The sequence below is a fragment of the Thermanaerothrix sp. genome (genome assembly GCF_056331585.1).
The window spans coordinates 60,781-74,966 of the sequence record NZ_JBWGPQ010000007.1; the positions used below are offsets into that span (position 1 = coordinate 60,781).

10 protein-coding genes and 1 riboswitch are annotated in these 14,186 nt (G+C 62.3%); of the genes, 4 read left to right on the forward strand and 6 right to left on the reverse strand.

What is annotated here, in order from left to right; translation table 11 throughout:
- Nucleotide 1: 1 nt before the first annotated feature.
- Entirely contained in the window at nt 2-868 is an 867-nt protein-coding gene (locus AC01YT_RS04470; RefSeq protein WP_476673077.1) for a response regulator transcription factor, read from the forward strand.
- On the forward strand, nt 865-1,620 hold the full coding sequence (locus AC01YT_RS04475) for a polyprenol monophosphomannose synthase (protein WP_476673079.1): 756 nt from the start codon (nt 865-867) through the stop codon (nt 1,618-1,620). Before AC01YT_RS04470 ends, AC01YT_RS04475 begins: the two co-directional genes overlap by 4 nt.
- On the opposite strand, the gene rsmA is transcribed toward AC01YT_RS04475, so the two are convergent.
- Genes rsmA through AC01YT_RS04490 form a run of 3 tightly spaced genes read right to left on the reverse strand, consistent with a single transcriptional unit; the run spans nt 1,617 to nt 5,503 of the window.
- Nucleotides 1,617-2,471 carry a 16S rRNA (adenine(1518)-N(6)/adenine(1519)-N(6))-dimethyltransferase RsmA gene (gene rsmA / locus AC01YT_RS04480; RefSeq protein ID WP_476673081.1) on the reverse strand — a complete coding sequence of 285 codons (855 nt, stop codon included), beginning with the start codon at nt 2,469-2,471 and terminating at the stop codon, nt 1,617-1,619. The genes AC01YT_RS04475 and rsmA overlap by 4 nt on opposite strands.
- Nucleotides 2,456-3,859, reverse strand: coding sequence for a ubiquitin-like domain-containing protein (locus AC01YT_RS04485; RefSeq protein ID WP_476673083.1), 1,404 nt, complete (start codon nt 3,857-3,859; stop codon nt 2,456-2,458). The genes rsmA and AC01YT_RS04485 overlap by 16 nt, the downstream gene beginning before the upstream one ends.
- A gap of 39 nt (nt 3,860-3,898) precedes the next feature.
- On the reverse strand, nt 3,899-5,503 hold the full coding sequence (locus tag AC01YT_RS04490) for a hypothetical protein (RefSeq protein ID WP_476673085.1): 1,605 nt from the start codon (nt 5,501-5,503) through the stop codon (nt 3,899-3,901).
- Nucleotides 5,504-5,580: 77 nt separating this feature from the next.
- Between AC01YT_RS04490 and AC01YT_RS04495 the strand changes: the two genes are divergently transcribed.
- A complete protein-coding gene (locus tag AC01YT_RS04495; RefSeq protein WP_476673087.1) occupies nt 5,581-5,853 on the forward strand; it encodes a hypothetical protein in 273 nt (90 codons plus the stop codon).
- Here AC01YT_RS04495 and AC01YT_RS04500 read toward each other — a convergent pair.
- The 3 genes from AC01YT_RS04500 to AC01YT_RS04510 all read right to left on the reverse strand — a co-directional run bounded on the left by AC01YT_RS04500 (nt 5,827) and on the right by AC01YT_RS04510 (nt 12,367).
- Nucleotides 5,827-6,771, reverse strand: coding sequence for an SWIM zinc finger family protein (locus tag AC01YT_RS04500; RefSeq protein ID WP_476673089.1), 945 nt, complete (start codon nt 6,769-6,771; stop codon nt 5,827-5,829). The genes AC01YT_RS04495 and AC01YT_RS04500 overlap by 27 nt on opposite strands.
- Nucleotides 6,755-9,922 (reverse strand): DEAD/DEAH box helicase, encoded by a 3,168-nt coding sequence (locus AC01YT_RS04505; RefSeq protein ID WP_476673091.1) that lies wholly within the window; start codon nt 9,920-9,922, stop codon nt 6,755-6,757. Before AC01YT_RS04505 ends, AC01YT_RS04500 begins: the two co-directional genes overlap by 17 nt.
- 285 nt (nt 9,923-10,207) lie before the next feature.
- Nucleotides 10,208-12,367 (reverse strand): hypothetical protein, encoded by a 2,160-nt coding sequence (locus tag AC01YT_RS04510; protein WP_476673093.1) that lies wholly within the window; start codon nt 12,365-12,367, stop codon nt 10,208-10,210.
- Nucleotides 12,368-12,555: 188 nt separating this feature from the next.
- Nucleotides 12,556-12,637: riboswitch (cyclic di-GMP riboswitch) on the forward strand.
- Between the two features lie 70 nt (nt 12,638-12,707).
- Here AC01YT_RS04510 and AC01YT_RS04515 point away from each other — a divergent pair.
- Nucleotides 12,708-14,084 (forward strand): S8 family peptidase, encoded by a 1,377-nt coding sequence (locus tag AC01YT_RS04515; protein ID WP_476673095.1) that lies wholly within the window; start codon nt 12,708-12,710, stop codon nt 14,082-14,084.
- Nucleotides 14,085-14,186: the final 102 nt, after the last annotated feature.

The following is a 14,186-nucleotide window of genomic DNA, read 5'->3' on the forward strand; positions in this document are numbered from 1 at the left end:
CATGCGCGAGACCCTTGCTACACTGTTGATTGTTGAAGATGACCTGGACGTGGCCGAGATGCTAGCCACGTTTTTCGCCGCGCAAGGTTATCGCGTATTAACGGCTAACTGGGGTGAGGACGGGGTGACCACGGCCATCGAGCAGATGCCCCACCTGGTGATCCTCGATATTCGCTTGCCGGATATTGATGGGTTTGAAGTCGCGCGGCGCTTGCGGTCACAGCGCCGCACCCGCCACATCCCGATCCTCTTCCTGACCGAGAAGCGCGAACGGCGCGATAAACTGCAAGGACTCCAATTGGAAGCCGATGACTATATCACCAAGCCTTTCGACATCCGCGAACTGGGGTTGCGAGTTCGTAATGCCCTGCAACGGGCCCGACGCGAATCGCTCACCCACGCGGTGACCGGGCTGCCACAAGGCGTGCTGGTGGATGAGGCCCTGGCCCAGTGGCTGGCCAGCCAACCTGCTCCGCCGCTGTGGGTGGTGGGATTGCGTCATTTGGATGCCTTCCGCGAGGCCTATGGCTTTATCGCCGCCGATGATGCGCTGCGGGCTGTGGCGCTACTGTTAGGACGGCAACTTTCCAGCGGCTCTGAGAATACCGTCTTCTTGGGGCATCTGGATAGCACGGTGTGGGTGTTGATTGGTGCCCCTGAAGCCAAAAGCGGCTTTGGCGAGCGCCTCACGCGGCAGTTGGAACAAGCCCTGCGGCTCTTTTATCGCAGTGATGACCTAGACGCCGGGCGCTTCGAAGGCGCGCGCCTGGATGTGGTGGTCAAACCTTTTGCCTCGCCAACCACCCCGACCACCGTCACCGCTTTACGTACGGCCTTGTTGGGGCTGATGGAGACCGATAATAAATGAGAATCACCCTGGTCATCCCCACTTACAACGAAGCTGAAAACCTGCCCCACCTGGCCGAAGCCCTGTTTGATCTTCCCCTTCCTGAACTGCGCCTGCTGGTGGTGGATGATGCCAGCCCCGACGGCACCGGGCAAATTGCTGAAGGTCTCAACGCACGCTGGCCGGGGCGGGTGCGCGTGCTACACCGCGCAGGCAAACTCGGTCTGGGCACGGCGTATATCCAGGGCTTTCGCCTGGCTATGGACGAGGCTGACGCCATCGGCCAAATGGACGCCGATTTTTCGCACTCGCCAGTCAAGGTGGTGGAATTGGCAGCAGCGCTTGAGACCTGTGACCTGGTGATTGGGTCACGCTATGTGCCCGGCAGCTCACTGGACGAACGCTGGCCATTCTGGCGGCGCTGGCTCTCCGGTTTCGGCAACGCTTACGCGCGCACCATCCTGAGCCTACCGCTCCGGGATGTCACCGGTGGCTTCCGCTTGTGGCGGCGCGAGGCGTTGCAGCGCCTGCCCTTGGAACGCGTGCGCTCGAACGGTTACATCTTTCAGGTGGAAATGGCTTACCTGGCGCACTTGTACGGGCTACGCATCCGCGAAATCCCGATTCATTTTGCTGACCGACGCTGGGGGCAATCTAAGATGAACCTGCGCATCCAGATCGAAGCCGCCTACCGGGTATGGTTACTGCCGAGCCAGTACGCCGATGTGCGACAGCAGCAGAAGTCGGTTCAGAGCAGACCCTCCTTGCGTTAACCTTCCAAGCGGTGATACGCCTGGAGCACCCGCCCCCATTCCTCTAAACTGAGCGTCTCGGCACGGCGGCGCGGGTCAATCTCCGCTCGCTGAAGCAGGGTTTCGACCCGCGCGGGCGGCCACCCCAATCCTGCCGCCAAGGCGTTGCGAAGCGTCTTGCGGCGCTGGGCAAACGCTGCCTGCGCCAGGGAAAAGAAGGTCGGCAATTCCTCCGCCGGCAAGCGCGGCTGGGGGTATAAATCCACACGCAAAATGGCCGAATCCACCTTGGGCGGCGGGTAAAATGCACCAGCCGGGATGCGCCCAACCGGGCGAGGTTGGCCGTAGACCTGCACACTGAGCGCCAGCAGGCTCAAGTCTCCCGGCGCGGCGCAGATGCGTTCGGCGACCTCGCGCTGCACTGTCAGCACCAGGCGCTGGGGGCGCACCGTGCCCTCCAATAAGCGGCGGATGAGCGCCGACGTGATGTAATAGGGAATATTGGCCACCACCAGCAGGGGATTGGCGTCCACCAGCCAGGGCGCCAGGTCGAGGGTCAGGATATCACCTTGGAGCAGGATGACGTTGCTTGCCCCTGCCAACACCTCGTGCAGAAGCGGGATCAGCCGTCCATCCAGTTCTACCGCCACCACGCGTCGGGCGGTGTGAGCCAGGTAACGGGTCAAGGTGCCCAGCCCGGCCCCAACTTCTAACACGGTGGCGTGGGGGGGAATTTCCGCTGCGGCAACAATGCGCTGCAAGATGTGGGGGTCATAGAGGAAGTTTTGCCCCAACGACTTTTTGGGCTGCAGGCCGTGCTGACGCAGCAACTGCGGCACGTTGAGCGGGGGCAACGCTACGGCAGGATCCATGGGATGGCACTCGGTACCGGGGTGAGAAAATAGATCGTCACATACTGATGCCAGGGCTGGTAGTCGTCATCGCTGTAGCCCAGGTCAATCCAGTAGCGCCCGGGTATGCCTCCACCGACATCGGCCACCACACCGATGCCATAACCGGGCACGTACAGGCGCTGGCCCAACATCCAGGAATACCAGGCGCGGGTCACAGCAATAATGCCGTGTTGGAGGGGCAACCCACTGGCGGTCGCGGTCGAACAGCGCGAAACGCCCAAGCGGCAGGGGGAATAGGACGTGGCATACACGGTCACCGCACGCCAGTATTCCAACGTGCCCTGCGGGGTCTCCAGGGTGCGGATGACCACTTTGGTGCCGTAGCCCATGCGCTGGGGCTTGGGTTCCTTGGCCACCCAGCGTGCCTCCAACGTTCGTCCCACTTCCTGACCATCCTCATAACGCACGCGCAGGCGCGAGACTTCAATGCCGTATTCACCGGGCGCGATCACCCGGCGCTGGTCTAACTCGGTTTCAGGGTCGGGCTCATATTCATTTTTGAAGGGCAGTATCTCTTGTTCTAAAACCACTTCCTCGCGCACGCGCACTACGCGGATCCAACCATCCACCGGCACGGGCTGATCCTCTGCAGGTTGGCTGTAATCCAACCCTTGCAGGGCGATACCAGCGGCGGCCAGGGCATCGCCTACCGTGGCAGCAGCGCTACGCAGAGTCAGGGTTTGTCCATCCACCTGGATCTGAAGGGAGCGCGCCCGTTGCAACGTCACCATCAAATCGGGGGTGAGCGGCGTTTCGGGCGCCGGGCTGATCTGATCCCCCGGATTCAGGTCTAGCGCGCATTCGGCCAGCGCCTCGCTCAGGGTGAACGCCGCCGAGTAGCAAACCCCTGCTGTGCCATCGGCCTGCCAATGGATGGGTACGGCGCGGCGCACCATCAAATGATAATCCGGGGCGGGGGGCAAGGGCAGATAGGGGTCAACCATCTGTCCGTCCCGGTAAATGCGGTCACCGGGGAAGAGGCGCACGCCCGCCTGTTCGAGCAGATTGGCTGGGATGCGTTCGACGCTGCGCAACGCAATGCCCTGCTGTTCCGGCCAGACTGTCAAGGTCACCGGGCGGGCATGTTCCAGGCTCAGCGTGCCCTGCCACCAGGGTGCCCACAGCGGACGCGCCGGCAGCCAGCGATCACCAGACTGGGGCGATGCCACCGCCTCTAACACCTTGCCCAGGGTGAGCGCGCGTGTGCGCACCACCCACCAGGTGCCATCCACACGCAGGGGGATGTCACGCTCCAGCCCAAACCAGAGCAACGCCCCGCCCGCCACCACGCACAGCAGGCCGAGGACCAGCACACGTTGCCAGGAATGCCTGAGGAAGGCTTTCATGTCCCTTATTGTACCTTGAAGGCGGTTAGCAGGGTTCATCTAGGGATTTAGGTAATCCCCGCGCTGCCGCACCAACGCCGGCAACTGCGGCGCAAAGGTACGCAAGTTGGTGCGCAAGGTGGCCGCTGTATCGGCGCGGGGCGCCAGGAAGGTGACCGTATCATCGCCGCAGACCAGGTTCTCGGGGATGGTCCACTCCCCCACGATTTGCCACGCGGCGGGTAATTCTTCCGGAAACCAAGCGGTGTAAATCATCGCTACGTCAGCCTGGCGGGTGAGGTCGGATATCATCTGAGGCCCAAAGGTGCCGTTCAAACGGGCCAGGGTAACCTCTCGCGTCGCCAGCCCGGCCAGATCCATCACGTGGGCATCGGTAAAGTAAGACACGGCGCCGATGTCGTTCAGCACCACCGTGCTCTGGTTGTAAAACTGGCGCACAAAGCGCGCCATCTGCACCTGCTGGTAATAAATGTTCGTGGTCGCGCGCGGCGTGTTCAATGTCATGTAGCCGCCGGCCAGCACCGCCAGCGCTAAGACCAGCGCCACTACCAACGCCTGGGCCGTGTGCGCTAGGGCCGGCGTGGAGAACCAGCGCCGCAGGTCGAGGGTGAAGAGCGGTCCGGCTAAGACTAACAGGTTGCTCGCCACCAGGTAAGCCTGATAGCGCATCATCGAGCCCACCGCGGCCAGGGCGAGGTGGAGCAGAGAGGTGCCCAACACCACCAGCGTGAGCATCACCTCACCATTCAGACGCTGGGCGCGCTTCCACTGGGTTATTAGACCGATCAGCGATCCCAAGAGCAGGAAGCCCATCTGCGGCGCTAGGGCCAGGTTAGTTAAAAACCGCCTTAGAATGAGCAAGAACAGGCTGGCCGGCCCCAGTCCGCTACCCAATGATCCCTTGACCAGCACTGAACTGGGCAGGAACCACCAGCCCTGCCGGACATACCACAGGCCAAGCGCGGCCACCGGCAGTGCCGCCAGCGCCACCAAGCCCACCCCTAGCCCCCAGCGGCGGCGTAAGATCAACAGTCCTGCCGTCACCACCACCAGGAATAATCCCTCGTAGCGTACCAGCGGCAATAGCGCCGCTAATCCTAAAAGCAAGCCCCGCCTCTTTGGCGCCTGAGGGGTCTCCCAGACAGTTTCCAGGGCCAGCAGGAACGCCAGCATGACCACGGTGTGTAGAATATGTTCCATGCCGCTAAGGACCATGGGCACAAGGGGCATAGCGACGATCAGTAAGCACAACGCCAGCACCCGTTGGGGGACGGTTAACCCACGGCGACGCAAGAAGCGTTCGCCCAGGATCAGCAGTGCTACCCCCAGCGCCAGGTTGTACCAAAAGGGCAGGCTGACCCGGTTGCCGACCAGGCGCATTCCCAGCGCCAGCATGGCCGTCCACAGTGGCGAGGACGAGGAAGCCGAGAACGCGTAACGCGTCACCCCCCACACGCCGTGAAAGGCCAGGTTTTTGGCCATGGCCAGGTGAATGTAAGCATCGTCTTGGGCGTAGATGAGATGACCATCACTACGCCGGAGGGCGATCAGTGTGGTCACTGCAGTAAGCAGGCCGAAAACGCCCACTGGGATCAGCCAACCCCAGATGTTACGCGAATGCGAAGGCGTTTCCTTTTGACTCATCACCCGAATTTTACTATCATAAATACATGAGAATTAGCGATTGCCTGCGACTGGATTGATGTAAAGGAGTTGCGCCCATGCCCCCTTTACCCTTTAATCTTCCTCCGGTACCACCCTTACCGTTTTATATCCATCCTCTGGTGTTTTGGACCATTGTGTTGATTGTCGGCATCATTTTTGCCATTACTTTTATGCGTTTCTTGTTCGCACCAGCCGAAGAGAAAAGCAGTGCTCTGGTGATTTTCATTCTGATGGTTGTGGGGGTGGTGCTGATCTACCTAGCGGTTCTGAATGCGCCGCAGATTGTCTATCAATTCAAGCGTCTAACGGCGCCCATTTTCCGCTGGTGAGGGGGGGGCTCCGCCGTCATTGCTGTTCAGGTCGCCGTAGGCCAGGAACAGCGCCATCTGGGTGACGGCGGCATAGGTGGCTTCGAGTTGTGCGCTCAGGCTCAAGCCGGCGGCAATCTCCGGGTCGCCCAACCGTTTCAGCAGAGGTTGGGCAATGGTTGGCGATTGCATCTGGAACGGCAGATGATCAAGGTCATCATGCAGGCTCCAAAATGTCTCCCAATCGGCCTCCAGGGGTTGGGGATGCTCCCGCCTCAGGGATGTGGGCTGCATCGCACGCCGTGCTGTGTTCCCCGGCGTTATCCCGCGCCGTTGGCGCAACTCTTCCAGGATCTGGTCCTGGCTGCGCCCCCGCATGCGGAAAAGCAGGAAGGGATCTTCATCGAAGCGTTCGCCCAGGATGTAATGGGTGGCGGCGATGTGCTTGCAAGGGTTCGCCGAGTCTGGGCAAGAACACGAGGTGAAGAGGTCACCGCGGGCGATCGGGAAGAGGTTCACCCCCGCTGCGGCAAAGGCTTCTTCGATGTTCGGGGGCATCTCGCCGGCCAACAGTTGCGCCGCAAAGACGGCCTGATCGGCTAACACATCCAGTACCTTCTCCCACTGGCGCGGCGTCAGTGGGGTCAGACGAATGGTGACTTTATAGGGACGGGGACGGGTGCCTTGGACTAGGGCTTCAATACCGCCCTCGCGCTCTTCGATCTTCAAAACCTGGCCGGTGCGGGCGTAGATTTGGCCGCGCTGCAGGCGGCGCAGGTCAGTGATCTGCTCCAGGGCTTGAATCCAACGCCGTGACCACCAGTTTTTACCAAACTCACCACGCGTACTGATGGCTTTGATGCCGCCCCTGGCTTTGCGCGGCTGCCGCGGCCCCCACGCGGTAAACTCATGATCCTTAGCATCATGATATTGGCTCATACGTGGCTTTCCCCTGCGGGCGTAACATCACCAGATCACGCAACTGCTCGTTGCTCAATTCGGTCAACCAGGACTCATCCTCGCCGATAATGGATTGGGCCAGGCCCACCTTGGATTCGATCAGGTCATCAATCCGTTCTTCCAACGTGCCCTGGGTGATCAATTTATGCACCTGGACGTTGCGCGTCTGTCCAATGCGGAAGGCGCGGTCGGTGGCTTGGTTTTCCACCGCCGGGTTCCACCAGCGATCAAAGTGGAAGACGTAGGTGGCACGGGTAAGGTTCAACCCCAACCCACCCGCTTTGAGCGAGAGGATGAATACCGGTGGGCTGTGGTCATCCTCTTGAAAACGGCGTACCATCTGCTCGCGCTGGCGTGGCGGTGTACCACCGTGCAGGAAGTAAACCGGAACGTTTAGGTGGAGAGGGATTGCCTGGGCCAGCAGTTCCCCCATCTCGGCAAATTGAGTGAAGACCAACGCACGATCGCCAGCGGCGATCACCTCATCCAGCATCTCAATCAGGCGGTTCAGTTTGCCGCTGCGCCCGTTCAACATGGCACTATCCCGATGGGGATCCAGCGGCTGGTGCAGGAACTGGGCAGGGTGATTGCATACCTGCTTCAATTGGGTGATCATGCTCAGGATCAGGCCGCGTCGTTGCATGCCCTCACTTTCTTCGATCCGTACCAGGGTCTGGTCCACCACCGCCTGGTAGAGGGTGGCTTGCTCTTCGCTTAAAGTGCAATACTGCTTAATCTCAATCTTCTCAGGCAGGTCCTGGATAACACGCGGATCGGTCTTGACCCGGCGCAAGATGAACGGGGCAACCATACGCCGCAAGCGTTGGGCCGCCTCGGCACTACCAAAGCGCTGCACCGGCAGGACGAACTCACGGCGGAAGGTTTCCAACGACCCCAGGTAGCCCGGGTTGAGGAAATGCATGATAGACCAGAGGTCATCCAAACGGTTCTCAACCGGTGTGCCGGTTAGCGCCACCCGGAACCGGGCTTTAAGGCGGCGCGCAGCCTGGCTCTGGCGCGCCGAGGGATTCTTGATATTTTGCGCCTCGTCCAGAATCACGCCAAACCATTCCAGCGATTCGAGCAGGGCCTGATCCTGGCGCAGCAGGGCGTAACTGGTAACCACCATGTCCACCGTTTGGGCTGCCTGATGGAAGGCCTCTTCGCGCAGGCGGTTCGGCCCTTGATGGATCAGCAGGCGCAGGGAGGGAGCAAAGCGCTCCGCCTCGCGCTGCCAGTTGGTGACTACCGATGTGGGGCACACCAACAGCACCGGGGCCGGCAACTGCCCGTACTGCTCTTTCTCGTGCAGGAGTAGTGCCAGGGTCTGGATGGTCTTGCCCAGCCCCATGTCATCGGCTAAACACGCCCCCAACCCGTAGCGGCGGAGGAAGGCCAACCACGAGAAGCCCACACGCTGATAGGGGCGCAATTCGCCGCGCAATGAACGTGGTGGGGGTAGTTCGCTCAGGCGCTGGGGTTCTTTAAGCCGTTCCAGCCACTCGGCCAGCCAGCCCTCCGCCTGCACGTCGTCCACCGGCAAATCGTGCACCTGAGCGGTGCCCAGCGCCAGGCGGGTGGCTTCGAGCAGGGTGACCGGCGCGCTCTGGCGTTGTTTTTCCCAAAAGCGGATCGCGGCCTCGACCTGTGCGCTATCCAACAACACCCACTGGCCGCGTACCTGAACCAGCGGGGATTTGAGTGCCACCAGCGTTTCAAACGCCTCGCGGGTGAGGATGGTATCCCCAAGCGCAATTTCCCACTCAAACTGCACCAGCGAGCGCAAGTCGAGCAATCCTGTTCCCGTTGAGGGTGACTGGGCTGTGGCCGGCTTGAGGCGCACGCGCACCCCCAGGCGCGCCCCGCGCTGGTTCCACCACGGCGGGGTCAGGATGCCAAACCCGGCCTGTTCCAGGATCGGCACCACCTCGCGCAGGAAGCGATAGGCCGCCGGCGTATCCAGGCTGATGCCGGTAGGATGGCGGGCGGCCAGGCTGGTGAGAATGGGCGGGAAGAAGCGTGCGGCATAACCCAACCCCGCCAGTAGTCGCTCCTGGGGGGCAATCAAGCGGTCGCTCAGTTGGGCCAGTTCGCGCGGGGACTTGAACCAGATATCCTCGGCCGAGATGAGCAGACTGGGGTCACTGCGCGATTGGAGCAGGTAGTGCAATTCCCAGGTGCCTTCGGCGCTGGGTTGTTCGGATGCAGGCGGGGCTTCGAGCAAAAATGCCACGCGGAAGTGCTCATCGCCGGCCACGTGCAGGTTGCGTAGCCAGGCCTGCAGGGTGCTGTGGAGGGCGCGTACCTGAGCCAGCGACGCCCGCACCATTGGGTCAGGACAGAAGAGTGCTTCCAGCCAGCGATCCTGCACCTGATCGGAGTCCGGGGGGATAAGGGGCATCTGGCTGCGCCCCCAGGTGCGAACCAGGGTATCGGTGGCATAACGGATGAAGTCATCTAACAGAGCCCGCGGCGAGGGGAAAAACGGCCGGCCACGGGGGTGAGGGCGGCGCTCGGCACGGCACAGCGGTGGCATGGCTTGCTCCAGGCGATCTAAACGCTGGGCATCGTTGGGGCCATCCAATACCGGCAGCCAGCGCGCCAGGTAGTGCCCGCGCGGGCCGTCCGGTGGCTGTAAGGTGGGCAGGTATTTCTGCTGGGCCAGGATCTCCAGCACCAGGTTACACACCACCTGCCAGTAGCGCGTATCGGCGCCGAGGCGAAAGACACCCACCACGCCCTCGGTAGGGAGAGTCGTTAGAATGGTAAACGCCTTCGCCAGTGGCAGGGTAAGACCTGTCACCTGCCATTGGCGCAGCCGGGGCGTACTGGCCTGATCCATCTCATAAAGCGGGTGAAGCGTGGGTGAAGGCCAGGGCCGCTGATCATCCGAAGGCAGGTGCAAGACAGCGGTTGCCGGCTGGGCTTCGGACAAAGGGGTGCCTTCGCCCAGGCGCTGGCGCAGAGCCCCGGGCGGCACGCAAAACGGATGCGAGGGCGTCTTCGCCGCGGCATGGTCACCCGGTGCGGGCAAAGCGGTCAGTGCGGCAAGGTCCTCGGCCCAAAAGAGCACCTCGCCCGAGTCGGCCTGGCGTTTAGGCGGGCGCCAATGCGTATGCAGAACCCACATAAGGGTATTTGGCCATCCTTAATTGAAATCTGAAGGGGAAGAACCCACTTGAACCAAGGGTGAACCTAAAACGTTAGAGGCTTATTTTCCTACCCGTGCTTGGGGCGACCAAAACCCGGGCATTGTGCGCGAAACAAGGATGAAGATCAATAAGTTCAATCATACACAAGCGCAAAATAGACTCTGCGCAGGAAATTTCATTCTGGTTGGTTCTAATTATAACTCACTCTCGGCTTGTCAAGGGGGAAGGTGGCGCACAAGACGCCCAAGCGGGGTCCAAAGACCCTATTCCCACCCCAGCAGCCAGGCCCAGAGCGCGCCGCTCACAGTCAGGGCTATCAGGTGCGTGCCGTTCCCCGTCCATACTAACCCTACCACGTCGTCGCCCACCGCCAGATCGGCCAGGCGTTTGCCATTCAAAGCTAGGATTTCGACTCGCCGCCCGACCTGCGGCCGTTCGAGGTTGGGGCGGGCCAAGACTCCCCGTAGAGGCAGGTAGGCCTCATCCCCGCGCGCCGTCACCGCAGTGGGGGCGTGCCCGCCGCCGGGCACATCCCAGAGGTAAAGGCGCGTATTGTTCTGCGCGGCGTGAGTGAGTAAGGTGTGGGCATCCACCCAGCCGATCAGAGCCTGTTCAGGCAGGTCCAGAACCACGGCACCCCGGATGAGATCCACCACCCGCACCCTCATGGCGCTGGCCTCAAAGGTGGGCATGACCTCGAGCGCCACCCAGCGCCCCTGCGGGCTGAATGCTGCCAGCGCCGGCGCGGGGAAGGTGGTGCGCACGGATTCGCTCTCGCCCTTTAACCACCAGGTACCCTCAAGGCCCTTCTGCCACACTAACAGGGTGCCGGCCTCCTCACGCCCGGGCACCCCGCTGGCGGCGGCCAGGGCGCGTCCATCTGCGCTCCACAGCACGCGGGTGATCACCTGGTAGGAGGGGAAGCCTTCCAGTACGGCCTCTTCCACCCCTTCCGGTAGGCGTACTACGCGCAGGCGCGCGCCATCGCCGTAGGCGAGACGGCGGCCATCCGGGGAGAATGCGGCCCCCTGGGGACCGCGCCGGGCGCCGGGCAGGGTCAGCGTCAGGTAGCCATCGCTCCGACGGTAGAGCAGACTGGAATCGTGAGGTGGATAGGCCAACAGCACCCATTCGGCATCCGGGCTGAGCACCGGGTGCTGGAGGGGGGCCTCGAAACGCAGGGTGGGCTGGTCACCCGCAGCCACCGCCCACAGCGCCGCCCCGCCGGTCGTCAAATCGGCGGCAACCCAGCGTCCATCCGCGGAGGTCGTCAGGGGTAACTGCGGCCAGTTTACCGCAACGCGGTAGAGCACCTGCTCGACGGCCTCGCGTTGGGCATATGGCCAGCGCGTCAGGCGGCCATCGGCGTAGAAGAGGAGCAGCACACCCTCATCGGCGGAATCAAAGGTAAGTGCCAGAGGAGGCGCCCCCTCGTGGGAGAGGTCTGCCAGGCGGCGGCGCGTGCTCACCTCCCACACCTGGGTGGGGATGTCTCCCATCCCGGTTGCGCCCAGAGCGGCCAGGCGCGTGCCGCGGGTCGAATAGACCAGGCGCTGGGTGGGCAAGAGGTAGGGCGGCGGCGCAAAAACCGCCGCAGCGCCCTCAAACTGCCCCAGGACGGCTGCGCTCCGCCCGTCCAGCAAAGTAACACCGTCGTTCGTACCCACTGCCAGCGCTCGCCCGCCGGGTGTCCAGGCCAGGGCATAGGAAGAGAGGCACTCCCCCGCTGCTTGTAAGCTCAGGCGCGGTTCACCGCTGACGCGATCCAGGAAGCGCGGGCAGGGTTCGCCCAGCGCGGCCAGGAGCACTGCTTGTCCGTCGGGCGTCCACTGCGGCCAAGGGGTGGTTGAGGAAGAGATCCTTGAGTTCGGGACCGAGACAACCGAGCCGCTGGTGAGGTCGAGGAGGAAGATGGGGTCGCTTTGTCCCGGGCGGATGCACTGTACCGCTAGCGTCTCGCCCCGGGGTGACCAGGCCAGGCCGCAGGTGAAGGCGTCCGGCGCGGTGACGGGGTAGGTTTGCATGGCGCCATTCGCCAGGGTGAGGACGGCAACCCGGCCGTTTTCCAGCGCCGCGGCAACCGCGATCCCACGGGGATGAAGGGCCAGCGTCCGTAAGGGGGCCCCGAAGTCGCGGTAGCCCCGTTCACGCAGTTCCAAGCCGCGGTCGGTGGGGCGGAAGGTGTACCATGAGAGGCCGTGCGCCCAGCCCAGCACCAAGCCCTGGCCCTCGGGGAGGAAAGCGGCGGCCAGCAAGCCACCCCGACCCAGGGCAAAGGGCTGACCTACCGTAAGGGCCGGGGCAGGGGATAAGGCGGGGGTGGGGGGCGCGGCAATAGGCGCCATGGAAAGGGTGGGGGTAGGTGGCTGGGGTGAAGGCGAAGAAGAGGGCGTCGGTGCGGTGCAGGCGGCAAGCATAAACACAATTAAACCCCCGCTCCAAAGCCATCGGTGAACTCTTGGAAATTTTCGGATAAGTCGAATCATTGGGAATACGGGATCAAATGTCTGTACCAAAAAATTATATTGATGATTAAGCACGATGAAAAGATGACCCCTGGTGACTTGCAACACTATCCTGTTTTCATCATAATTAAAGATGACATAAGTGTTTCCCGAAAGGGCAAACCCACTGCGAGGTGGGGGCGCAAAGTCATGGACCTGCCTGGCACGGCAGGCCGCCAGACTGCCGAAGGAACGTGTTCCCGTCGGCAGTTTTTGCCTTTTTAATCCCCGTGGTTTTACTCGATAAGGAGGTGTCACGATGAAACGTACGTTGTGGTCGGTTCTGGTAATCCTGGCGCTGAGCAATTTAGCCACCCTCGGCGCTGCCCCGCCTGCCCCCAAGGGCGATCCTATGATCGGGATCAACGTCCTGCTCAAGACGGAGGTCACGCCGAATGTGCTCAACGACCTGGGCCAGTACGGCAAGGTGCGCGATGTGGTCACCGAGATTAAAGCGGTTACATTGCAGGCGCGCGCCAGCCAACTGTCGCTCATCCGCGGTTTGCCCTACGTCGCCGCGGCCAACCCAGATGCCGAGCGCCAGGGCGCCCCGGTGGATACGGTGGCAGTCGAGGACTTCGCCAACGGTTTGAGCACCTGGGACCTGGATGCCATCAACGTGACCGACTTCGGCTTTAATAACCGCCAGGTGGCGTATGACGGCTCGGGTGTCTATGTGGCGGTGCTGGATACCGGCCTGCTCGATTCGTGGCGGCAGTACTTCCCAGAGGAGCGCATTGCCACCGAGTACGCCATTTCCTTTGGCGGGGGCGGCGGGGAGATGGGCTTCGTCTCCACCCAGCCCAATAAATGGGAGCACGACCAGAACTCGCACGGCACCCACGTGACCTCAACCATCATCGGCTACAGCCTGCGTGGCATACCGGTCAACGGGGTCGCGCCCAAAGCCAAGATCATCCCAGTCAAGGTGCTCAACCAGAACGGCTCCGGCTGGTCCTCGGTGGTGGCGCGCGGCATCGTCTACGTGGCGGATCTCAAGGCCGGCCCGCTCGCGAACTACCCGGTGGTAATCAACATGTCGCTAGGCGGCCCGGAACTGGATGCGGTGGAGAAAGCGGCGATTGATTATGCCATCTCCAAGGGCGTGATTCTGGTCGCTTCGGCCGGCAACAGCGGAGAGGCCGGCATGGGCTACCCCGGCGCGTACGCGCCGGTGATCTCGGTTGCCGCCTCCGGCTGGGTGGGCGAGTGGGTTGGGGGACGTACGTGGTGGTATAACCGCAATGTCCCCGACCCAACCAATGCAAATGACTATTACATCACCGACTTTTCCAGCCGCCAAAAGCCTGGCCAGGACTTGGACGTGGCGGCGCCCGGCTCGTGGGTGGTCGGCCCGTATCAACTCCAAAGCGGCAAGATCTCGTACTACTTCCTCGGCGGCACCAGCATGGCCAGCCCGCACGTGGCCGGCATCGTGGCGCTGATGGCGCAGAAGAACCCCGCGCTTACCGCCGCTGATGCCGAGAGCATCCTCGAAGGCTCGGCAATTTACCTTGCCCCTGGCTGCCGCACCATTTACACTCCCTACGGCACAACTGAAGAGGTATGCTGGGGTGCGGATGCCACCGGCGCCGGCTTGGCAACCGCCGATGCCACGTTGGCGGCAACGCCGTAACCCCAACCTATCCCTGGGATAGGCTGACCCGCCGGGCCGACCCCCAGCGGGTCAGCGTCGTTAATTGATAAAATGCCAACGTTTTGTTAATAAAATTCTTGC